The sequence below is a fragment of the Streptomyces sp. C genome (assembly GCF_000158895.1).
GTDB lineage: Bacteria > Actinomycetota > Actinomycetes > Streptomycetales > Streptomycetaceae > Streptomyces > Streptomyces racemochromogenes.
The window spans coordinates 549,223-571,872 of sequence record NZ_GG657751.1 but is presented as its reverse complement, the minus strand read 5'-3'; the positions used below and the strand labels follow the sequence as shown (position 1 = coordinate 571,872).

The 22,650-nt window shown below is 70.6% G+C and carries 16 protein-coding genes and 1 pseudogene; 1 reads left to right on the top strand and 16 read right to left on the bottom strand.

The annotated features are described in order from the left end of the window. Positions 1–1,782 precede the first annotated feature (1,782 nt). The 16 genes and pseudogenes from SSNG_RS35925 to SSNG_RS35845 form a co-directional block, all read right to left on the bottom strand. Positions 1,783–2,838: a hypothetical protein gene (locus tag SSNG_RS35925; RefSeq protein WP_206731430.1), complete on the bottom strand. Its 1,056-nt coding sequence runs from the start codon at positions 2,836–2,838 to the stop codon at positions 1,783–1,785. Between the two features lie 2 nt (positions 2,839–2,840). Beyond that, the gene (gene cas3u, locus SSNG_RS35920; RefSeq protein ID WP_007268902.1) at positions 2,841–5,873 is read right to left on the bottom strand and encodes a type I-U CRISPR-associated helicase/endonuclease Cas3; all 3,033 of its coding nucleotides are present in this window, start codon (positions 5,871–5,873) and stop codon (positions 2,841–2,843) included. Then, positions 5,870–7,351 carry a type I-U CRISPR-associated protein Csb2 gene (gene csb2 / locus SSNG_RS35915; protein WP_007268901.1) on the bottom strand — a complete coding sequence of 494 codons (1,482 nt, stop codon included), beginning with the start codon at positions 7,349–7,351 and terminating at the stop codon, positions 5,870–5,872. Before csb2 ends, cas3u begins: the two co-directional genes overlap by 4 nt. Positions 7,352–7,355: 4 nt before the next feature. After that, the gene (cas7u, locus tag SSNG_RS35910; protein WP_241695330.1) at positions 7,356–8,582 is read right to left on the bottom strand and encodes a type I-U CRISPR-associated RAMP protein Csb1/Cas7u; all 1,227 of its coding nucleotides are present in this window, start codon (positions 8,580–8,582) and stop codon (positions 7,356–7,358) included. A gap of 608 nt (positions 8,583–9,190) precedes the next feature. Beyond that, positions 9,191–12,730 (bottom strand): LysM peptidoglycan-binding domain-containing protein, encoded by a 3,540-nt coding sequence (locus SSNG_RS35905; RefSeq protein ID WP_007268899.1) that lies wholly within the window; start codon positions 12,728–12,730, stop codon positions 9,191–9,193. 7 nt (positions 12,731–12,737) lie between these two features. Beyond that, positions 12,738–13,196, bottom strand: coding sequence for a pilus assembly protein TadG-related protein (locus SSNG_RS35900; RefSeq protein ID WP_241695329.1), 459 nt, complete (start codon positions 13,194–13,196; stop codon positions 12,738–12,740). Continuing rightward, positions 13,193–13,636 (bottom strand): TadE/TadG family type IV pilus assembly protein, encoded by a 444-nt coding sequence (locus SSNG_RS35895; RefSeq protein ID WP_007268897.1) that lies wholly within the window; start codon positions 13,634–13,636, stop codon positions 13,193–13,195. Before SSNG_RS35895 ends, SSNG_RS35900 begins: the two co-directional genes overlap by 4 nt. Next, on the bottom strand, positions 13,633–14,055 hold the full coding sequence (locus SSNG_RS35890) for a TadE/TadG family type IV pilus assembly protein (protein WP_007268896.1): 423 nt from the start codon (positions 14,053–14,055) through the stop codon (positions 13,633–13,635). Before SSNG_RS35890 ends, SSNG_RS35895 begins: the two co-directional genes overlap by 4 nt. Positions 14,056–14,082: 27 nt before the next feature. Beyond that, complete coding sequence (locus tag SSNG_RS35885) at positions 14,083–14,271, bottom strand: hypothetical protein (protein WP_007268895.1); 189 nt, start codon at positions 14,269–14,271, stop codon at positions 14,083–14,085. Between the two features lie 18 nt (positions 14,272–14,289). Continuing rightward, positions 14,290–15,180, bottom strand: coding sequence for a type II secretion system F family protein (locus SSNG_RS35880; RefSeq protein ID WP_007268894.1), 891 nt, complete (start codon positions 15,178–15,180; stop codon positions 14,290–14,292). Continuing rightward, complete coding sequence (locus SSNG_RS35875; RefSeq protein WP_007268893.1) at positions 15,177–16,094, bottom strand: type II secretion system F family protein; 918 nt, start codon at positions 16,092–16,094, stop codon at positions 15,177–15,179. The genes SSNG_RS35880 and SSNG_RS35875 overlap by 4 nt, the downstream gene beginning before the upstream one ends. Beyond that, the gene (locus tag SSNG_RS35870) at positions 16,091–17,650 is read right to left on the bottom strand and encodes a CpaF/VirB11 family protein (protein ID WP_007268892.1); all 1,560 of its coding nucleotides are present in this window, start codon (positions 17,648–17,650) and stop codon (positions 16,091–16,093) included. Before SSNG_RS35870 ends, SSNG_RS35875 begins: the two co-directional genes overlap by 4 nt. Further along, positions 17,643–18,572: a hypothetical protein gene (locus tag SSNG_RS35865; protein WP_007268891.1), complete on the bottom strand. Its 930-nt coding sequence runs from the start codon at positions 18,570–18,572 to the stop codon at positions 17,643–17,645. Before SSNG_RS35865 ends, SSNG_RS35870 begins: the two co-directional genes overlap by 8 nt. A gap of 381 nt (positions 18,573–18,953) precedes the next feature. Beyond that, positions 18,954–19,262 (bottom strand): annotated as a pseudogene (locus SSNG_RS44560) (hypothetical protein); the annotation flags it as partial. 38 nt (positions 19,263–19,300) lie between these two features. Next, on the bottom strand, positions 19,301–19,876 hold the full coding sequence (locus SSNG_RS35850) for an ATP/GTP-binding protein (protein WP_241695339.1): 576 nt from the start codon (positions 19,874–19,876) through the stop codon (positions 19,301–19,303). Positions 19,877–20,184: 308 nt separating this feature from the next. Then, positions 20,185–20,787, bottom strand: a complete 603-nt coding sequence (locus SSNG_RS35845) for a hypothetical protein (RefSeq protein WP_042804686.1) — start codon at positions 20,785–20,787, stop codon at positions 20,185–20,187. Between the two features lie 387 nt (positions 20,788–21,174). On the opposite strand from SSNG_RS35845, the gene SSNG_RS38485 reads away from it, so the two are divergent. Then, the gene (locus SSNG_RS38485; protein WP_128637640.1) at positions 21,175–22,563 is read left to right on the top strand and encodes a competence protein CoiA family protein; all 1,389 of its coding nucleotides are present in this window, start codon (positions 21,175–21,177) and stop codon (positions 22,561–22,563) included. Positions 22,564–22,650 lie beyond the last annotated feature (87 nt).

The following is a 22,650-nucleotide window of genomic DNA, read 5'->3' as shown; positions in this document are numbered from 1 at the left end:
GCAGCCAGGTAGCCGCAGTAGTGCCGCAGGTCGTGCCCGCGGAAACAGGTTGATACTGACCGGAGCGGGCGTCGGGTGCGGCGCCGTAGTGGTGTTGCAGGAGTGCCCCGCAGGGACAGACCGAGTCCTGCCAGCAGCAGCCGGTCGGACAGGACGCCGTAGTGGTGCTGCAGGGTTGCCCGCAGGAATGGAATCGCCGAGATCGCACAACTGCTCGAAGCACACAAGCCGCAGTGGTGCTGCGGGACGAACCCGCAGGGGCGGTCGGGAACTCCTGGCCGCGCGCCTTCTCTCCGTTGGTGCGGCAGTGGTGCTGCGGCACGCGTCTGCCGTGACCCGTGACCTCAGGACGTTCATCGGACGCCAGTACATCGCCGCAGTGGTGCTACGGCGCGGACCCGCAGATAGGGACGGGGCCGCCAGTATCGTCCCCCTGCCGTTCGAGCCGTAGTGGTGTTGCGGAATGGACCTGCACAGTTTGCGCCCAGCCACGGCCAGTCCCCCCGTTCGGCGATGCCGCAGTGGTGCTGCGGAAGGACCCGCAGAGGTGTCAGGGCTGGGGGTCGTTCGTAACCCCGTTCATCGGGCCGTAATGGTGCTGCGGACGTGCCACAGAGCCTGACCGATGGCCGCGGACCTCTATGGTCGGCGTACAAGCGGAGGTGGTGCTGCGGGGTGAACCCGCAGAAGCGGCCCTGACCCTGATCCGCGGGCTGATCGCCTATGCGCTGCCTCAATGGTGCTGCGGGGCGCGCCCCGCAGAGTCGGTTGGAAGGGGATGACGCCCCGACCGGCGCCAACACTCGCCGCAGTGATGCTGCGGGGTGGGCCGCAGAGACGGGTTCGCTGCCTTGGCCAGATACTCGGCGATCTCGTCACCGTAGTGGCGCTGCGGGACGTACCCGCAGAGGCCGTCGCGCTGACCGCGGTCAGCTTTCTCTTCAACTGGAAGTCGTGGTTGTGCTGCGGGATGGCCGCAGAAAAGAGGTGGCGGTCGACACTATGACGCCTGCGGAAATCATGCCGCTGTGGTACCGCGGGGTGTACCCGCAGAGCTGGCTGGCTTCCCGAATTACTTGGCCGCCGCGGCCGTGCTGTAGTGGTGCTGTGGGATGGACCCGCAGAGAAGCACGTCATTTCGCAGGAGTGCTCAGCAGCACCCTCGACGCCGCAGTGGTGCTGCGTGACGTACACGCGAGAAGGGACGGACGCGTCGCGGGGGTAGAGGACGCGCAGCCGGCCGTAGTAGTGCTGCGGGCCGTACCCGCAGAGAAGCACGCGTGATGTCCGGCGGGTCCAGCTGCATCCGGGCCCCGCAGTGGTGTCTGCGGGTTTACCCACAGAGGTCGTTCGTGTCGCTGGAGATGGCCCGCCGCCAGATCATCCCGTAGTGGCGCTGCGGGGAGAATCCGCAGAGATGGCCGTCGGCGGTACTCAGGGCACTCGTTCTGAAGCAGGCACCGCGGTTGCGGGGACCGCCCACAGCGGCGGGATTAAGGTGTTCGTCGAGGAGGCGCACAAGTACAAGCCGCAATGGTGCTGCAGGAGCGTACGTACCGGCAGAGAATCGGGCGAGCAGCGTGGCCGTGTGATCTGGGACGACGCACCGTAGTGATGCTGCGGGCCGTACCCGCAGAAACGGATGGCAAAAGCTCCTCGGCGCTGCGAGGACGCACGCCACAGTGGTGCTGCGGGGCATAACCGCAGAGATGTTCTGGTTCGGTTGCGTCGGGACCGAAAGGTCGCACGAAGTGCAATTCTTCCGTAGTGGTCATTGTCGCCCTATCCGCCTTTCCGGAGTGTCGCGGTGGGCTGCGGATTCCGGACTTCCTGTGCCGCTACGTCGATGCGGCGACCTGGTTCGAGGGGGCCGTCGCCGTATGGGAGACGGGTGCGTGGTGCGGTGTAGAGGGCAGTGACGCCTAGGTTGCGGAGTCGGGTGGGTCTGGGGGTCCGGGTTCTGATCTCGGGGTGTTCGAGGAGGGTCGTAAGGCTGTTGGTGTTGTGGGGTTGGTGCCAGATGGGCCAGGTGAAGGCGTGGTTGCTGGTGTCCCAGCTGGTGGCTTGGGGCCGGTTGGTGTTTCCGGTCAGGCGGAAGGCGGTGAAGCCGTGGAGTGCGAGCCAGGTGGCGCCGGGAACGCCTTGTTGGGTGGCTTTGCCGTGGCTGACCATATGGGCGTCCCCGGTTGACAAGTGGTCGAGGTTGGCACCGGCGTAGTCATCAACGCGGCGCCATCGGGTGAGGGCTGCGTAGAGGTGGGCGGGGTCTTCTAGGCAGTGCTGGGAGGCCTTGGTCCAGTTGTTGGGCAGGGTCATCCGGCCGCTGCGGCCGAAGTAGGGCGTGGTCCGGGTGTACAGGGTTCCTCGGGCCGCGCCCTTGTTCTTCGGGGTCCCGTCCTTGTCGCTCTTGCCGGGGGTGAGGCTAAGGGTGTTGATCAGTGACGTGAACCAGTGGGCGCGGTGGTCGTCGTGATCGCGTTCGGCTTTGGCGTGGGCGCGGAGCCGGGTGAGGGCTTCGTCGATGGGCATCTGGAGTGGGTCATTGGGGGAGCCGGGTTCGAGGTGGCGGGGCTGGTCGAGGATGCCGGGGGCGACGGACAGGGGGTCTTTGTCGGGCTGGGTGGGGAGCTGGGTGGCCAGGAGGCCTGCGAGGGTTTCGTGGGTCAGCCACTGGTGGGTGTGGAGGACCGCGGGGGCGTCGGGGCCGCGCCAGGAGAGGCGGGGGGCTTCGTCGAGGAGGTGGGTGGTGAGGTGGAGGGTGCCCAGCGCGGCGAGGAACCCGAGTGGTGAGCTCCCGTAGAGGGCGGGGAGTTCGAGCTGGTGGGTAGGCATCGGCATGGTCAGGTGCCTTCTTCGGAGCAGGCCATGTCGGCGAGGCGGAGGACGGCTTCGAGGAGGGCCAGGCCCCAGGGTCCGTAGCGGCGGTTGAGTGCGTGGAAGCGGTCGGGGCCGCTCCAATCGGCGCCCATGTCGCCGCTCTGGATGGTGACCTGCTGCTCGTCGGGCATCGTGCAGATCACGGCCTGCGGAGAGGGGTCGGTGACCGGGGGAAGGAGCGGTCGGGCGTGGCCGTGGTGGGCTGCGACGAGGTGGACCAGGAGTTCATCGTCGGTTCCCCGTGCATGGGCGGGCCGGGTATCGAGCCAGGCGGTGACGGCTAGGGCGCTGAGTGCCTCATGGCGCATCTCGGGAGCCCACTGGGCGAGTTTGGCGGCGCGTCGGCGTGCGGCGTGGTCGGCGGGGTCCATGCCGGATTTCGCGCGGGGTTCGTCGAGGGATTCGGCGAGGAGCCGGTCGCCGGCGCACAGCATGCACTGGAATCTGCTGTGGGCCTTTCCGCAGTCGTGGGCGTGGCCGGCAGTGCGCAGCGTGTCGATGAGGTTGGTGGGCAGGTCGAGGTCGGCGGCGAAGGCTGCGGAGCGGTCTGCGACGGCCAGGCTGTGCTGGCTGAGGGGGACGGGCCTGGTCAGCGAGCTGGCGTCGGCGCTCTCGTCGCCGACTCCCGCGCCCTGTTCTCGCTGTCCTGCGGGCAGGTGTGGGGGGATGAGGAGAAGGCGGTCGTGTTCCTCGGGGTCCAGGACGACGCGTCCTCGGCGTTCGGTACGGCCGGTGGGTTCCACGGTCCACTGCTCAACCGTCCGAAGGTGGCTCAGGCGGTCGCGGGCCAGGTCGGCGTACGCGCCGTCCGTGTGCCGGTTCAGGTGTCCCAGGAGTGTGTCGAGGAGGGTGTGCACGATGGCGGCTTCCTCCTGTTCTCCCGCGTGCAGGAGTGCGACGGCTCTGGTGATGGTTTTGGTGAGGGCCTCGGTGAGGTGCTCGTCGCCGCCTGCGAGGAGGGTGAGCAGGGGTGCGTGGAGGCGGGTGGGGGCGGTGGCGGCGGGTGGGAAGTCCCCGAGGTCGCAGGTGGGCAGGTGGCGAGTGCCGGCCCAGCCGTAGGCGTCGTGGCCGCCGTAGTGGCTGGGCAGGACCACGGTGCTGCCGGGCCGGATGTCGTTCGCTTCGGTCACCGGCACCCACTCGCCCTGGACCTCGTCGAAGGACAGCACTGGCGACATGTGCGGCTGCTTCTCCTTCTTCGGTCCGGGGGCGGGTTCTGGGGGCTGTGGGGTGGCTTCGAGGTCGCTGCTGTCGTCAGCGCCCGCGGTGTGGGTGAGGAATCGGCGGAGCTGCGCTGCGGGGATGGCGACGGTTTCGGCTGGGTGAGGGGGGACCTGATGCATGCGGACCGTCCACTGGTCGAAGTCCGGGCGTCCTGCGCTGTCTTGAAGGTCGGCTCGCCAGAGGATCTGGACGTCTTCGGGGGTGGTGTCCAGGCCGTGCAGGAATGGGGCTGGGTCCTGGTCGGGGACGGGGGTGGGGCTGGTGCGGGTCCAGGAGTCGAGGAGCGTTCGATGCACTACGGGTATGCGGGGCGGTGCCGCATTCAGGAGGGTGGCGTCGGTGTCTGCGAGCAGGCCAGGCAGGGTGAGCGGGTTGACCAGCAGGCCGTCCGGCAGTGCCTGGGCGAGGGTGGTCGTATCGAGGTCGGTCGCGGGCAGGGTGGGTGCCTGGTTGGTGAGCCAGTTCCAGGTGTGTTCGGCGGCTTCGCCGTAGACGGGGATGGAGGACTGGTCGTTCTGGGTGCTGGCGCGGATCACGAGGGCGGGGGCGAGGTGGAGGTCGCCGGTGCGGTCAAGGCGGCCCAGGCGCTGGATGAGCGCGGCGAGGGCGGCGTTCTCGGTGATGAGGCCGGCGAAGGAGATGTCGATGCCGACCTCGACGGTCTGGGTGGCGACCGCGATAAGCGGCTTGTCGCGCTGGGCGCTCACGCCGGTGAGGAGTTCCGTGACGAGCGGGCTGGCGAGCAGTCGTTCGCGGTCCAGGGTGCGGGAGCGGCCGGTCAGCAGCACCACGTCCACGTCGTCGCGCTGGGACAGCAGGCGGTAGGTGGCGCGGGCGGCTCGGATGGTGTTGGCGACCACTCCGAGCATCGGGCGTTCGACGATCGGCAGCAGTGTGTCGACGGCGGATTCGGCGGCGCGTGCGAAGGCTTCGGCGGTGTCCTTGGCGCCGGGAGAGGCGTCCAGCAGTGTCAGGCGGCGCTGGGCGGCCAGGCGCCTGCCGGCCACGGGGTGGGTTCGGTCGGCGCTGGTGATGGAGTGGCGTCGCCGGTCGGGACCGGTTGCGGCGGTCGCGGAGAGGCTGACGACCTTGACGGCGCGGTCGGCGAATTCGGGCTGGGCAGCGGTGTCCTGGTAGGCGGCGCAGTCGGTGGCCGTGACGAGCAGCGGCAGGGCGATGTGGGCCTCGTCCACGGCGAGGAGCGCGTCTATGCCGCACAGGGCGGCGTCGATGGGCCGCATGCGGGGGCTGGTGTGGTAGCCGCGGAAGAGCAGGCGGCTGCCGTATTGGTCGACAGTGGAGGTGATGACGGCCGGCTGGGCGGGAGAGCGCAGCCAGCGCGAGGCCCAGTCGACGCCGCCGCGCATCCGTACGCTCTCCAACGCCGTACCGGAACCCGCGATCTCGCGCAGTGCGCGTGCAACGCGGGCTGTCACGGTGTCGGGAAGTGCGGTGTCGAGGGCGTGCTGAAGAGCGCGGGCACTGTCGTGGGCTTGGTCGACGACTAGGCGGCGGTCGACGACGAAGAAGAGCCTCAGCGGCACCGTCCGCCCGGAGCCGGCGGTGTGCTGCCAGGCGAGGAGGAAGGCCCAGATGTCGATGATGCTGGTTTTGCCGAGGCCGGTGGGGATGTCCAGGTCCGGCCAGGTGCCACGGTCGGCGACCTCGTGGAGGTAGGCGGTCTGCCAGGGGAAGGGACGGTGGCCTCGGACTTCCTGGACGAAGTCGGGGAACTCCTTAAGCCGAAGTGCCTGTTCCGGGGTGAGGCTCATGCGGGCTTCTCCTCCGGATGGGTGGGCAGGCACAGGCCCAGGCCGTAGTTCTTCTTGCTGCCGAGCAGCACCGGGCCGGTCACGGGTTGGGCGAATCGCAGGCGGACGTGCCGGGCGGGCAGCGGGCGCTCGTCGGCCTTGCGGCGCAGGGCGCGCGCCGGAAGGGTGGGGGCGCCGGCCGCGTACGCGCCCGAGTGGAGGACTTCCACGGCGACCGGCTCGGGAAGGCCGGCGAGGCGGCAGCTCGCGACCACCGAGGCCTCGATCTCACGGCCGTGGCGCTTGGGGAAGAAGTCCAGCACCATCGGCAGCGCTGTGGTCCACTCGCGGGCGGGTCGTGTCCAGCGCTGCGGCCGTACGGTGCGGATGGAGTCGGTCGGTGTGGCGCCTGCGCTGATGTAGGTCAGGGGGATCGGCTCGGATACGGCCGGGACGTTGAGTTCGGCCAGACCGCCACCGGCGCGCAGCAGGATGGCCAGCAGGGCGCGACGGTGAGCCGGTTCCAGGTCGGAGGGCAGGGCTACGCCCACACCGCGCAGCCTGCCGTCGGCGTGGCGGTGCCCGACGAACGGGTAGGCCACGAACGCGCACAGGCGCCGTTCGTCGCCCGGTGCCTTGTGGCCGTGGACCGCGACCATGGCGTCCACGTCATGACCGGCCTCATCCAGCAGGGTGCTGACCGTGCTTCGCAGGGCGCCGGTGACCTTCAAGGTGAGGGCCGGGTCCAACGAGAAGCCGGGCGGGAACGCAAAGGACAGCAGGTCCGAGTACGGTCCCTCCACCACGGTGGGTTCCTCATCCTCGGCCACCGTGCCGCGCAGGACGTAGGGGTGCGGGCGGGCCTGCTGGTAGGCGCTCTGGCCCTCTTCGTGAGCCCACCGCAGCTGTGCCAGCAGTCCGGGGTACGGGATGCGCAGGGACTGTGCGTCCGCTCGGTGTGCGTCGCTGTCGTCGGCCGGCTCCCACACCTGCCACTGGCCCTCGTCAGGGGTGTTCTCGTCAGCGGGCCGGATCGCGGCGTGTACGAAGGCGTGGCCGGTGGCCCGGCCGATGTAGGGCACGGACCTCGCCAGCATCTCCAGGACCGTGTGGACGCCTGCCGGTGGTTCGGTGGGCCACTCGAACTCCACCGTCGGCTCGGCCAGGGTGCGCTCGGGCCATACCTTCGGCTTTCCGCCGGCCGTCCGGCCGGGCAGCACTCCGTGGCTGGGCTTGGTCTTCTCGACCCCATTGGTCGGCACCCACGCGCCGCGCGGCGACCCCGCCTCGGCCGTGTGCTCGGGCACCCGCACGGTCGGGGCGGGCTGCTGTTCTAGCCACTGGAGGGCGGCGTCCTGAACCGGGTCCTTCGGATCGGCCACCGACACCAGGCCGCAGAACACGCGGTAGGGGTGGGGCGGCCACTCGGCCGCCCCACGGTCCAGCGTCGAGGCCTGGTAGACGGGGTCCAGCAGATGAACGGTTATACGAAATGGCATGCCGTCACTCGCCCTCTGCCTCGCCGACGCCGTCGGACAGGAACGACTTGTCGATGGCCTGCTGCAAGCTCGCGTTGGGCTTCAGCGCCACCGGCTCGGCGGACCACTCCAGGCCCGCCGCGCGCGCCCGCTCCGACGCGATCTCGAACAGGGCCAGCGCCTCGTGCACGGTGTTCACCGCCAGCGGCTCCTCCTGGGGGCGCCCGTCCCGGCCGCGCTGGACCCACTGCACCCGCTCGGAAACGAGCACCAGGTCACAGCCTGAGCGCAGGCGCAGCGCCGGGGAAGCGAAGGCCAGCCGGTCGCCCAGCAGAGCGATTGCTGCCACCAGGGCGCGGGCCGCCGCCGTGAACTCCTCACCGGCGTCACCGAAGCGCAGCGAGGCCAGCTGGGCCATCGCAAGGCTCGCCTCGCGCTGGACCGAGCGCACCGAGACGCCACCCAGTCCCTCCGAGGGTGGGATCATGCCGTGCCCGAGCTCGGACATGCGGGCCGTCTTGGCGCCCTTGGGAGCCTTGGTGCCCTCGACGGGCGTCCATCCGGATTCCGACACCTGCACCGTGTCGCCGGCCAAGTTCAGCGGGTCGACGCGGCCGGCCCCGCGAACCCCGATGAGCGGGGCGATGCCGATCATCGCCGACTTGTACGCGCGCGGAATCTTCACCTGGATGCGCCGCTTGCGGTGCGAGTCCCACACCCCGTACGCGAGGTCGCTCGGTACCAGGCGCAGGTAGGCGCTCCAGTCCTCGGAGCTTGCCTGGCGCAGGGCACGGCCCGCCTCGGTCTTGTCGAAGGCGGCACCAGTCGCATCCTCGGCGTCCCGGAAGTAGGCGTCCCTGGACCGGTGGGGGGCTTGCAGGTTCGTCGTTCGCACGGGGACACCCGCCGACTGGGTGACCAGCAGCAGGTGGGGAAGGTACGCGGATCCCTCGCGGATGGCGTCCATGAGTGCCTGCTCGCAGCGGTTCGCCTGTGACTGCGGCTGGTCGAGCCAGACGACCTCGACCTTCTCGCCGTTCACGTAGCGGGGTTCGACGAGGTAGCCGGCGCCATCGGTTTCCTTGATTTTCACCGTGGGCGGGAACAGCGTGTCCCCGGCGCCACCGATCGGCTCGTACTCCGCGCTGACGCGGATTGCCCCGTCAGTCGAACGCAGACTCGCCGCGGCAAGCAGCCGCTCATAGATGTCCCGCACTTCAAGTCCCTTTGTCGTCACCCAGTAGCCGGGCACACCACGTCCTCCGCTGGCAAAACCAGCAGGTCAGGGCGGTGAGATGGCGACATGGAAGCAGCACTCTCCGATTGGCGCAAACACCCACCGTTGGCCGGTTAACGCCTGTGTCAGACCGTGCGTATACGGTTCGCGCCGCGTTCTTGTGAGCGGCTGTCAGCCAGCCCTGCGGCGCCCCGACCGATCAGAGCAGCGAAGTCCTGCTCGGAACAAGCCGCGCGGTATGCAGCATGGCCGGTCGGTGCGTACTGGGTGTGCAGGCAGCCCAGTTGAGTCGCCGATGAGGGGAGTCGGCAAGAGGATCCCGAACCGGCCTCAGGCCCGGTTCGGCAGGTGCTCATCGGCTCCGATGAACTCGGCTCCCGGCCGGGCCTGGGCGTGGGAGGGCGATTCAAAGGCCTCGGTCGCAATCTGCTGTGACATGAACCACCCCCTCGGGCGCCAGCGTCCGTCGCAGGAGGCTGCAGTTCGTGGCGCTCTCGCAGCCGGTGGCCGCTTCAATGGGCGCGAAACAGAACGGACAGCGGAGCAACGCGGCCCGGATCCCCCAGCCCGCAGCGGGGGGAATCCGGGCCTTGCCTGTATGGCGATACCCAGTCGGCGGGCCGTCAGCGCCGGATGACCGACTTCGGCAGCAGGGTGCTCAGCAGCTGCGCGGTCTCGGCCTCCATATCCACTCCCCCGCCGAGGCCCTCGTTGATCCGGGCCAGCCGCGCGGCGGCTTCGCGGAGAGAGTCCACGTCTCCGGCCGCGTGGTAGGCCAGGAAGACCTGCCGGTGCAACATCTCGTTCTCCTCGGCGGCGAGGAGGCCCTGGTGCGCGGCCCAGAGCGCGCCGGCGCAGTCACCGGCCTCCCGGCGGCGGGTGGACAGCTCGTAGGCAACGTCGGCGATGGCCGAGACCATCTCCTGGACGGCCGGCTCCGCCCAGGCGTAGCGCTGGGGGTCGATCGCAGCGAAGGGGCGGCCGCGGACGAGGGCCAGGGCCCGGCGCAGGGCGAGCTCGCCGTCCTCGTCGTGGCGGGCGAGGCCGGTACGGGCGAAATTCTGGAACATCTTCCAGTCGCAGGTGACGGCCTGGGCGAGGCGGTAGCGGCTGTCGCCGGTGTCCTGGACCCGGGGGAAGTACGCCTCGCCCGCGGCGTCCTTGCCGAGCCAGGAGCGGGTGCGGGAGATGACGGCGTTGCGCATCTGCTTGTTGACCAAGCGGCCCGGCCAGAGGGCGTCGTCGATCGCGTGGTGGTCGGCGCCGGGGTTGAGCGCGAGGTAGGAGACGAGCTCAACGGCTGCGCTTTGCCGGTTGGAGTCGATCCGGCCGGCTGCGCCTTCGATGACCACCCGGCCGAGCAGGAGCACCGCTGGCGCGCTGCCCTCGGGACCGTCGGAATCGTCAGCGGCGCGAGTCGGGGCCGGCACCGGTACGGGAACCGCGGCCGGGACCGGGAGAGGGGCCGGGACCGGGTTGTCTGCCTCAGGGCGGGTCTCGGCCGAGTCGCTTCCTTGCCTCGTCAGCAGTGCAGGTTCAGGCGCCGGTTCCGGCCCAGCAGTTGCTGGCTCCGGGGCGGGGGTGGGAACGGCGGGCGGCTCGAAGAGGTCGGCGATGGTCGGGCTGGTGGTGCCGTGCTCGGTCTCGTCGTCGGGTACCTCAGCCGGGAGGACTGCGGGCTCCGCGAGCTCCTCGTCCGTCTCGCCAGCGCCGGTGTCAGTGTCGGTGTCGGTGCCGGCCTGGTGCTCGGTCTCCAGTTCCTCGCGCTCAATGCCGGCGTACTCGTCCGGCATCCCATCCTCGTCGGCACCAGACTCCGGCTGGGGTGCTTCGTCCTCGCCGGTCTCGTCCGTCAGGTCTTCTTCTTCCGTCTCCTCCTGCGCCTGGTCCTTCTGCTCGTCCGGGCGCTCGTCGGAGTCGAGGAGGCCGTCCAGCCACTCGTCGCGGGCGGGTACGTCTGTATCGGCGGCGGAGAGGGTGAGCAGTTCGATCGCGTCGGCGAAGTGAGGGTCGGTCAGGCCCTGGAGCTTGATGGGCAGATCGGAGCCGGGCAGGACAATGGTCTCGTCGGGTCCTGCGCAGTGGAGTGTCCAGCCCTCCTCCGGGTCCAGGTCCGCGTTCTCGCTGGCCGTGACGACCGCGCCGGCGACCCGTGGCTGGGCCGTGATCAGGTCGAGCAGCACCTTGGTCTGGTCGCCTTCGGGGAGTTCGGCGGCGAGGAGGATGTGGGGAGTCCAGGAGCCGCCGGCGTCTTCCTGGAGGCGGGCTGCGCGGAGGGTGGGTGCACCAAGCGCGGCCAGGGCTCGGCGCTGGTCGGCGGTGTGGCTGGTGAGTTCGGCGACCGCTTCGGTGAGGGTGTCGGTGCGGGCGACGCGTTCGGGTGCTGCCTCGTCGAGGCCGGCGGCCGTCTCGGCAAGCGCGGTGATCTCCAGGTGGCCGGGCAGCGGGGTACTGGCCAGCTCTACCGCGATGGCCTGGAGGACGTGGCGGGCGTGGTCGGCGTCGCCGTCCAGGTGCAGCACGCCGACGTGCTCCAGGTCGACGAGGACCAGGCGGCCGGCGCCGTCCCAGCCCAGGGAGACCAGGGCCGGGTAGGGCGCGTCGGCGCCCTGGAGGGCGTCGCGGTCGGCGAGGTCGGGGCTGGAGGCCGCGCAGCTCCACAGGTCGGTGCGCCCCGCGGTGCCGGAGAAGGGCTTCATCGGCGCGGTGTCCTGGTCGAGGTGGAGCTCGACCTTCTGCTCGTGCAGGACGACGGCGGTGACCACCGGCAGTTCGCGCTCGGCGGCGGCGAGGTTGAGGGCGAGGGTGCGCAGGGCTGCATCGAGGAGGTCGAAGCCGGTGGGGTGCTGGGCGGAGCGCAGGCCCTGCTCGGTGGCGGCGGCGCTGCCGGTGGGCATCGGGATGCGGCGGCCGGGCCGGCGGCGGCGCTGCTGGAGGATGCGGCGGGTGGCGAGGGTGCCGATGAGCGCGGACGCCAGGACACCTGCACCCATCCAGACGGCAGCAGGCGCCAGAGCCTCGTCATCGTGTGCCTGCTGAGTGCTGTCCGCCTTCTGACCGTCCAGCGCGGGCGCGGGAGCGGCAGTGGTGGGGCCGGTGCCGGGGGTTGAGGCGGCCGGAGCCGGGGTGGCGGGCGCGGGGGCTGCGGGTGTGGGGGTGTCCTTCGCGGTGTCCGGCTTCGGGGGCGTCTTGGAATCCGGGGCGGGCCTGCTGTCAGCGGCGGGCGCCGGGGTCACTGTGGCGGGGAGCGTGAGCTCCTGGCCGGGAACGATCAGGTCGGGGTTGTCGAACGTGCCGCCGCCGGGCAGGGGTTTGCCCTTGTTGGCTTCGAAGATCTTCGGCCAGTCCTCAGGGTTGCCGTGCTGGTCGGCGATGCCCCACAGGTTCTCGTCCGTCTTGACGACGTGCTTCTCCTCGGCCGCGGCCGGCTTCGCGTCCGTGGGAGCGGCCTGTACGGGCTGCTGCGGGGGCGTGGCGGTCTCGGGTGCTGCCTGGGACGGGGCGGCCGGAGCCGGGGCCGCTGGCTTGGCGATGTTAGCGTCGGCTGGCAGCCGGATCACGGCGCCCTTGGGCAGGAACTGGTCGCCTGCCGCGAGCTGCGGGATGCTCGGATTAAGGGCGGCGATGTCCTTCCAGCGCGGGCCGCTGCCCAGGTACTGCTCCGCCAGGTCCCACGGGAGCTCGGAATCGCCGGTCACGGTGTGGGTGGGCCAGGCGTCCTGCTGCGCCGCGGCCGCCGTTTCGGCGGTCGCCGCGCTGCTGGTGCCTGCGGCCTGTACTGCTGTCGTCGCCGCGACGGCCGGGCCGGTGGTCGCGGCCGAGGCGGCGGTGGGGGCGACCAGGACGAGGCCGCCGATGAGGAGGCCGGCGAAGGACTGCAGCCCGCCGAGGCCCTTGATCCGCTTCGCCTTCCGGCCGCGGAACAGCGCGACGATTTCGACGAGGGCAGAGAGGGTGAAGGCCGCCCAGCCGATCCAGCCGATGGTCGTGAGCACCGTGAAGAAGAGCCGGCCGTCGTCCTGCTGGGTCAGCAGGTCCCATCCGCCGGTGAAGTCCGTGGGCTGGTACCCGACGGCCAGCAGGACAAGGGGGATGCCGGCGATGAGGGCTGCCAGGACGGCGAGGCCGAGTAGGGCGCGGAGCAGGCGTACGGGGGTGCTCATGGGGCGGTCAGCCTCCGGCTTGGGTGTGCAGTCGGGCGTGTGCCGTGCCGGACACGCTGATCGTCGACCTACCCACGAACTGGGCGAACAACGTGTTGTAGGTGTCGTGGACGGTGACTTCGAGCCGCTGGCCGCCGTCGGTGACGGTCACGGAGCCCGAGACGTTCTGGGTGGCGAGGTAGTCCTGGGCGGCGGCGACGGCGGCGTCCGGGTCCACCGTGATCTCGGTGCCCTGGACGGCGGCGGGGACGTTGAGCTGCTGGCCGGCCGCGCGGGCGGCCTCCTGCGCGAGGCCGGTGGCCTTGTTCGTGGCGTTGAGGGCGCCGCCGCCGTCAACCAGAAGTCCCATGATCATGATGATGCCGATGGCGCTCAATGCGTAGAACGGCGAGAGCGACCCGCGGTCGCCGTCGTGGCGGATCCGGTCCCGCACGGCGGCAAGGCGGCGGGTGAGGGCGGTGATCACTGGCGGCCCCTGTAGGAATCAATCGGGCTGGTCCACGAGGCCCGGAGCGTGCGGGATCCCGGGAGCCCGGGCAGTCCGATCTCGCCGAGCGCAGCCGTGCAGGCCACGGTGACGCGGACGGTGGCCTCCTGGCCGAGGTCGAGGCCGTACCCGGAGGTGTCGACCGAGACGCTGGAGGAGGCGCAGTGGATGCCCTCGCCGTTGAGACTGCGGGTCGCGGCCGCCGCTCCGGAGGCTTGCGCTGCGCCTGCTTCCCGTTCAAGGGAGGCGGCGCGGGCGGCCGCGCGGGCGGCGCCTTCCACGGCGCCGGACGCGTCGGTGATCCGGCCGAAGGCGATCATGAGGAGCATGAGGGCGATGATGGCCGGGGCGAGGATGACGGTCTCGACGCTGTAGCTGCCCCGGTCCTCGCGCCAGTTGATGCGCCGGGCCCGCTTCACTGCGCCTCCACCCAGCGCTCGACCGGAGCCTCGGCGCTCTGGACGACGTCCAGTTCGAAGCCGGGGACCAGGGTGGCGACGGTGCCGCGCACGGTGATGCGGATCTGCTCGGGGCCGCTGCCGTCGGCGGACACGCTCGCCCCGCGGACGCTGCCGTACTTGGCGAGGAGTTCCTGGGCCTGGGCGACTCCGTCGCCGGGGCCGGCGCCGAGCTGGCGGCCGGCCTCCACCCCCTGGGTGGCGGCGGAGCGGGCGACGGATCGGGCGTGGTAGTACATGCCGGTCTGGATCGCGGCGAAGACCAGGAACAACACGATGACGGCGAGCACGGCCAGCTCCACGCTGCCCGAGCCCCGGTCGCCTTCGTCCCGCAGGCGTGCGCGTAGGCGCTGCCATCGGTTGCCGGCCTGGTCTTTCACGCCGCTCCCCTTCTCGTGGTGGTTGGTTCAGCCGCTGATGAGCGGGATCTTGGCGTCGGTGAACGTCTTGATCGCGGCGACGACCGCGATGGCGATGGCGATGACGACGCCGGCGATGACGGCGAGCTCGGCCGAGGTCTGGCCGGCGTCCTTCGGGGCGTTCTTCAGCCGCTCGACACGGGCGGCGAGGAAGGTGGTCAGGGCGCGGATGTGCATGGTGTTCTCCCTTGGGGTTCAGCCGTTGAACATGGAGACAACGGGTGGCAGGACGACGAAGACGAGCATCAGCAGGACCGCGAAGGTGACCGGCAGGACCATGCTGGTGCTGGCTTCGTTGGCTTGGGCTTTGGCGTCGGCGAGGATCGCGACGCGCAGCTGGCGGGCTTGGGCCTGGAGGGTGGTGTAGACGGCGGCGCCGTCGCCCGCGAGGGCGAGGGTGTCGGCGGGGCGGGTCAGTTCGGGGATGTCGAGTTCCTCGCCGAGTTGCTTGAGGGCGTCCCAGACGGTGACGCCGGCGAGGTCGGCCTCGTAGAAGGCCTGGCGCATCCGCTCGAAGATCCAGCCGTCGCCCACGTCCGCGGTATCGGTGAGCGCTTGGGCGGCGCCGGAGTTGGCGATGCGGGCCAGGGCGACGCGGTCGAGGTAGGAGGCGGCGGCGTGCCGTACGACAAGGCGGGCGGCCGCGGCCTCCTTCTTGACCTCCTGGCCGGGCCACAGCCAGAACAGGGCGCCCAGACCGAGGCCGGCGGCGGCCGGCATCACGAACGGCAGGCCGACCCCCAGCATCGACAGCAGCGCCCCGGCCAGCTGCGGCAGGACCAGCCCGTACAGGGCGAAGAGGAACCGCTTGCCGAGGTGCTCGGCCGGGCTGATCCTCAGCAGGTTGAGGTCGCGGACGGGCAGCGTGATCCGCTCGCCAAACGCCGACAGGAGGCGGATGCCGACCTTCTCGGGCAGGGACCCGGTGCTGGTGGCGGCGATACGGGGCTGGCGGGCGATGTGGTCGGCGTCGAGCCGGTCCATGACGGAGACGACGTCGGGCCGGGCCGGGAACAGGGCGCGGATGGCCACGCCCGTGAGGGCGCCTGCGGCCGCGGCGGGAAGGACCGCTTCCATGGGGATCATCGGGCGGCTCCCGTCAGGGCCGGCTCGGCCTGGTCCAGGGGGTTGAGGAGGCGGGGGTCCGGCTTGGTCGCGGCCGCGCGGCGCAGCCAGGACAGCGTCCAGGCGAAGAGCCCGCCGAGGATCGCGAGGGCGAGCTGACCGGCCGGGGACTGGTACCAGGCGCTCCAGGCCTCGTTGAGCATGCAGCCGACGAAGACGATGCAGATCACGATGCTGACGATCCGCGAGGATTTGCGGATCTTGGCGCGGTCGGACTCGATGTCGCGGGCGTCGGCGGCCTGCTGGTGGATCGTCACCGCGAGGGCCTCCAGCGCCGTCGACAGGCCGGGGCCCATGTTGGCTGCGTGCGACTGGAAGAGCAGGGCGACGTGGTCTACGACACCGTCGCCGAGCTCGTCCGCGAACAGCGCGAAGGCCTGCTTGGAGTCCATGCCGGACCGCAGCCGCTCGTCGAGGGCGCGCACGTTCGCGGCGATGGGCGCGGGGGCGTTGCGGGCGGAGGCGCGGATGGTCTGCACGAGGCTGATGCCGGCGGTGTGGATGCCGGCCAGGCCGTTGAGCCACTGGCCGATTGCCTCCAGCCGCTCGATGCGCTGCTCGGCGGCGACACCCGGATTGAGGAGGAAGGGGAAGCCCAGGACCGCGGCGCCGGCGAGGACGCCGTGGACGGGCCACCCGGTGTACGCCCACACCACGAGAACGGTGATGCCAGCGGTGGTGACCAGGGCGCGCCAGCGGCGCTGCCAGGCCTCGGGCAGGCCGGCCTTCGCCGCGCGGATCCGGCTGGCGCGCCGGGAGGCAGGCTTCGCCGGGTCCACGACACGACCGCGCCACTCGCGTACGGCGATCAGGCCGGCGAGGACCATGACGAGGGCGCACAGGGCTGCGACGAGGGCGAGCTGGGCGGAGTTCATCGTTTCACCAGCTCCAGGGTCGGGCCCCAGGCGCCTTCGGGGTTCTGGGTCAGCCAGCGGCGGTCGAAGGTGCCGGTGCGCTCCAGTACGTCTATGAAGGAGGGCATGTTCCGGTACACCGCGCGCGGTTCGTCTCCGTGGGGGGCGAAGAGCTCGCTGGTGGTGGGGCGGCCGCCTTCGCCGACGACGTCGTGGACCTCGTAGATGTGGGAGACGAAGCGGTGCTTGCGGCCGCCGATGGCGGTTTCGTCGAGGTAGGTGAGGTAGACGACCACGTCGATCGCGGAGGCGATGAGGTGGTTTGCGGCCTCGGTCTGCATGCCGGCCTCGGTGCACAGCTGCACAAGGCGGGAGATGATCGCGTGCGGGCGGCGGACGTGCAGGGTGCACATGGAGCCGGAGCCGCCTGCGGACATGGCCTGGAGCATGGGCAGGACCTCGGTGGAGCGGACCTCGCCGACGATGACCCGGTGCACGTTGTAGCGCAGGGCGGTGGGGAACATGTCGCCGATGGTTACTTCGCCGGAGTTGGCGCCGGCGCGGACCTCGCCGTTGGACTGGCGGGCCTCGAACGCGAACGTCAGCGGCCCCGGCTTGTCGGGCGGCCCGGGCTCGTCGAGGTAGAGCTCGCGGTCGGACTCCAGGGTGGCGATCCGCTCCCCCGGCGGGATCTCCCGGCCCAGGGCACGCAGCAGGGAGGTTTTGCCCGCTCCCATGTCGCCGACGACCAGGATGTTCAGCTTCGCCTGGACGCAGGACTGGAGGAAGGCTCGCAGGAGTGGGTTGATCGAGCCCCAGCGGACGAGCTCGTCGATGCCGTGCTGGCGGATGCGGTGCTTTCGGATGACCACCGACGGGCGGGTGGTGAGCAGGCTCGCGGTGACGCGGGAGCCGTCGGGCATACGGAAACCGACGTTGGGCGTGGCCTGGGTCAGGGCGCGCTCGCCGTGGCCGGACAGGCCGGCCATCCGGTTCACCCAGGTGATCAGCTCGGCGTGCGAGTCGGCGACCCGTTCGATGGTGCGCCGAGGGCGGTCGTAGTACTCGATGTGCGCGCGGACCCCGTCGACCATGACGTCCTCGACGCCCTGCTCGTCCAGGAGGCCCTGGAGGCGGCCGCCGCGGAACATCGCGTCGAAGACGGCCGCCCCGACGGCGTGTTCCTCGGCCGCGGTCAGGTCGGGGTTGCCGTGGGCGTACTTCGTGGCCCACTTGGCAACCGCCTTGGTCACCATGGAGCGGGCCTGGGCCCGGCGGTCGTCCTCCTCCAGGAGGCGGCTGGGGTCGTGCGCGGACAGCTCGGCGGACACCTCCGCCTGGAGCGCCTCGATCACTTCCCAGCCGACGGGCAGCTGGCCAGGAAGCCCAGCCAGCTTCGGTACGGCGCCCGGGCCTGCGGCTGCCGCCTGGGTGGGGGCCGGCCGCGCGGGCGCCGGTGCGGGTACAGCGGTGGGCTGAGGGATGCGGGTCGCACCGATGCGGCCGGTCAGCAGTCCGGCGATGTCGGCGGGGCCTCGCGCGGCCCCGCCGTCGGGGCGCTGCTGGGTGTCAGACACGAGGGTCCACCTTTCCCTGGCCCAGGCGCTGGAGCACCCCGGCGACCTGCGGAGCAGGTGCCTCCAAAGCGGGTGCCGGCGCAGCTGCCGGCGCCGGCAGGGCGGCCGGTGCCGGTGCGGTGGGCGCGTACTTCTGGTGCAGGGCCCGGCGTGAGGCTGCTGCCTGGATGTGGCCGAGCGCGGTGCGGGCGGAGCCCAGGAGCGCGGACTTGCTGAGCTTGCGAGGGGCCCGGCCGGTTCCCGCCAGGTACGCGGCGGTGTCCGGCTCCCAGGGGAGCGCCGCCATCACGGGCAGGCGCAGGGCTTCGGAGACCTCGTGGGCGCGGCGGGGGCCGTCCTCGATGAGGAGGACCCCGAGGGCGTCCGGGCCGGTGCCGCGGTCGGTGAGCTCGTTACGCAGAGGCTCGGTCATGTGTCGGGCCAGGGCGAGTGACTGGTCGGTGGCGCGTACGACGAGGAGGACCAGGTCGGCGCCGTGGAGGAGGGGTGCGGGGGTGAGGGTGTGGTGGAGGCGGCCGGACTCCAGGGCCAGGCGGCCGGCGTCGATGACGACGTCGTAGCCGCCTTCGTCGGAGAGCACGCGCATGACCTGGGCCAGGGCGGGCCAGGTCCGGGCGAGGGCAGGGGCCTGGGCGGGGTCGGTCAGGCCCGGCAGGACCTGGCGGTTACCGGACTGGTCGAGGCTGACGAGGTGGCTGGCGAAGGCCTGCGCGAGGGCGTCCTCGCCAGCGCGTTCGGCGACGGCGAGGTGGTAGAGGCCGGTCCCGGCGGTGATCTGGGCCTGAAAAAGGCCAGCCCTTATGGTGCCGCCGGCCGGGTCGCATTCGGCCAGCAGTGACGGGCGGGTGGAGGACAGGGTCATCGCGAGGGCGCTGGTGGTGACCCCGCACGACTTTGCGCTGACCAGCGCGGTGACGGTCACGATCCGGTCCGCACGTCGCGGACCAGGGCGATCCGTCCGGAGGAAGCGCGGGTGGCCAGCAGCGGCCCGTCGGAGGAGGAGACCGCCAGGTTGACGACGACGGCGCCGGAGGCGTCGGGCCGGCTGACGGAGACGACGACCGCCTTGACGGAGGTGGGCGGGGCTTCGGCGCCGTCCTTGCCGGTGGGCTGCTCGCCCTGGCCGGGGACGGTGACCGCGAGGACCTTGTCCCCCGGGACGAGGGAGCCCGCGGGGGCCTGACCGCGCTTGACCTGGACACCGACCTGCTGCTTGTCGTCGCCCGAGGCCGGTGCCGGGCTGCAGCTGGCCGGCGACGAGCAGGCTGCCCTTGCGCAGGTCGACCGCGGGGCGCTTGCCCACGACGCTCGCGCGGTCGGTGGCGGGCATCGGGGTGAGGGCCGAGTCGGCGGAGACCTCCGCGACGATGATGTCCGCGTCGGTGAGCGGCTGCCCGGCGGGGACGTCGTTGGCGATGGCCAGGACCTTCGTGCGATCGCCTACGGCGGACACCGCGGCCGCCGCGCCGAGGGCGGCCGCGACGGCCAGGACGGTGCTGAGGGCGGCCGCGGCGTACCGGCGCTGCTTCTTCACGGGTGCCGCGGTGGTGATGGGGAGTTCGGTGCGCAGGCCGGCCGGACGCGGGACCGGCGGGGCGGCGGGGGTTTCCATTCGGATGATGCCTCTCGGGAAGTGCAGCCGTGCGCGTTCTAGTTGAGGACCTGGACCTCGGCGACGTTGATGTCCACGGCGCTCGTGCGGATCTCGGTCAGCTGGCCGCCCTGGGCGCCGCCGGTGACCTGCCAGTCGATCGACCAGGTGGACGTCGCGGTGACGTGGTACGTGCCGGAACCGGTGGTGGAGGACGGCTTGTCGTAGCGGTGTCCGCAGTCCGGAGACGAGTTCTTGCCGTACTCCGGCTTGTAGGGCGTGCCGGCCGTCGTGCAGGTGACGGTCTTCCCGTCGCCCATGTTCCACACGATCTTCGACACCCTGGCCGTCGCCGTCACCGACACCGGTCCGACGGACGCCGAGGCCACGTTCGGGCCGTACGTCTCGGGGCCGGTCTCGGTCCACATGTAGACGGGCATCCCGACCACGCCCTTGCCGCCCGGCTTGGGGGTGATGCCGATCGCCGGCGGACGCAGGCGCATCTTGTCCACGGCCTGGCGCGCCACGACGGCGGGGTCAATCACCGGGCCTCCGCCGCCAGGCGGGGCGTCGGTGAAGATGTTCTTGACGTCGTGCATGCCGGTTTCTTTGTCGAGGCAGTCCTCGATGTACATGGACACGCCGGGCTTCCGGCCGCCGGGCCCCCACAGCGGGTTCTCGTCGTCGGGCTGAGGGTCGGCCAGGGTGTAGGTGCAGGTGTAGCGGCTGTCGCCTCCGCCGGTATCTCCTCCACCAGCGCCTCCACCACCGCCTCCACCACCGCCTCCGGTTTCTCCGCCAGTGCTTCCGCCGGGACCACCAGGGACCACGACGATCGGACAGACGAAGCCGGTCTCGCACTTCGGCTTCTCGTCTGCTTCGGCTGTGGCGGGGAGAACCAGAGACACGGCGAGGGGAAGGGCAAGAGCGACGTGCCGGCGGGTCAGCACGGCTGGTCCGCGTGGAGTTCGTACTTGAGGACCATCCAGGCGCCGTTCCAGCGCTCCATCATGCTCGTGATGACGTACTTGGGGACGGGGCTGGACGCAACGGGTGCCGGCTGGCCGGTCTTCTTGTCCGTGATCTTCCACTTGGAGACGTCCAGGCAGGCCGATACGGAGACGCTGGGGCTCTTCTTCTCCAGATCCGCCCCGGTCACGATGGGGTTCAAGAGGACCGGCTCACCGGTCATGACCCGGCCGTTGGTCTTGAGGTTGGCGGTCTCCTCAATGGCCTTGTTGAGGGCGTCGGCAGTGGCGTACTTCTTGAGGTCTGTGCCCTCGATCGAGGGCACCGCGTAGGCCTTGGGCAGTTCCGTCCAGTACGCCTTGTACGCGGTCAGGGCCTCGGCCTTCGCGGCCTCGGTCGGGTCGAGCGTCGCCGACTTGCTCGGAGCGGCCGTGGCCGTGGGGGACGCCGCCTTGTCCTTCTCGTTGTCCGAGCCGCTCGATGAGGTACACGCCGCGGTGAGGGGTACGCAGGCGGCGAGAAGAAGTGCAGAGACTGCCCGGCCGCTGTTCCGGCCAAGCCGATCGAGTTGTGCCATGGGTATCGCTGCCTCCCCGTAGAAAGCCATCGCGCCCGGTGCAGACCTTTGCGGCCTGTTTTCGCGCGGCGTGAACCACAACCGTCACAAGCGACCGGACTGTTCCCATACGTTACGCAGAGGCGGCCAACATCGAAAGCCATTAGCGCAGTTCACAAGCCCAAGGCAGGCACAAAACGGGCATTCTTCCACACCATCGCGGGACGCTGTCGGATTTCAGTCCGACAGTCCTGCGGGAAGGTCGATTTAATCGCTCACCTCACCGCCCAGAGCTCAAGTATCGACTTATCCGCACTCCAACCCCAGGAGGTATGGCTAGTTTTGTATTATGCGTGGCTAAAAGCAAGCGCAACCATTATCCGATCGTCTAACCTCTTGGAGCCTGAAATGGCATTTACGGCTATACACCCGGAGGCTGGCTGCCTCGATGCCTCGCAGCCTGACCTCGGTGGCGGACTCTCCTGGTCCGACATCTACCGCGTTCGGCCCCGCCCCGGCTTGACCTGCCCCGAGTGCGGGTGGGGCGTCCACGCCAAGCACACTCCGCGCCCCCGACGCATGCGCGTCTTCGCCCACGACGCGGGACGACCGTTGGAATGCGCGATGGCTGAGGAGTCCTGGGAGCACCACATGCTGAAGCTGGAGATGGCCGGAGCGATTCGCGCCGTTGGCTGGCACGCCGAGCTCGAAGTGGCAGCGCAGGACGGCTCGTGGCGCGCGGATGTGATGGCGACTTCCCCGGACGGTGAACGACGCGTTGCATGGGAGGCTCAGCTCTCCTCGATCACCGTGAAGGACATCCAGGCTCGAACGACTCGCTACCGTGCCTACGGCGTCGACGTCTGCTGGGTCTCACCTCATCCGCGAGCGCCTGTGTGGATGGGCGAGGTCCCGTCGATACGAGTTCGCCCGCCGCTCGATGTCCATCCTGGCTGCTGGACTGTCGACGACGGGCTCGCGGGGTTCAATGCGGCTGCTGGCCGGTGGGAGTTCCGAGTGGAGCTGCTCCCCCGTTTCGTGGGGTGGGTCCTTCGGGGCGCCGTCGTTACTACCCGGGCCCTGCCCGGCTACCGCCGGGTGTCGCGGATTGTCGAGGGCGAGTACCAGGTCGACGTACGCGGCCTGTGGTGGACCTCCCGGAAGTCGGCGCACGCGCAGGTGGAGTATGAGCGGTTGCGGCCACAGCGGGAGGCTGCTGCGCAGGCTCGTGAAGCGGAGCGGAGGAAGCGGGCGACTGAAGCCGCGCGTAGGAGAGAGGAGCGAGCGGCCGAGTACCGACGCCTGCGGGCGCAGGCTGCCGCGCGAGGGCGGAGGGATCACGAGGCGCAGGCGGAGTGTGAACGGGTGGCGCGGCAGGAGGCCCTGCAGCAGAAGCGCCGCGCCGAGGAGGAAGAGCGGCGCATCCGGGAGGAGGCCGAACTGGCCCGCCGGGCGGTGTTGGAGCGGAACGCAGGTGAAATCGCGGCTTCGTGGTGGGCCCGGCTCTCGCCCGCTCAGGTCGAGGAGGTGTTCGGCGCCGTCTGCGAGGAGGCCGAGGAGGATGGTGTTCTGAGCAACCCCGGTGCCCGTGCTGGTGTGCCAGCGTTCGCGTACGGCGTGCCCGTTCACGGCGGCGGCCTGTACGGCATCGTTCGTCCGTGTCCTCAGCTCGCCGTCCTCTCGCCGCAGCTCGTGTTCCAACGGATCTTTGTCCGCCACGGCGACGAGGCACAGGAGCTGATCGACGTCGGCATTCCACCGTGGAGGATCAGGGACCTTGGTCTCCCCGACCCCTAGTAGGCGGCGCAGCCACATCTCGCCGCGGTGGAGCGGCAAGAAACGTACCCATCCCGTTCTCGGTGTCGGGACAGGCTGCACTGTACG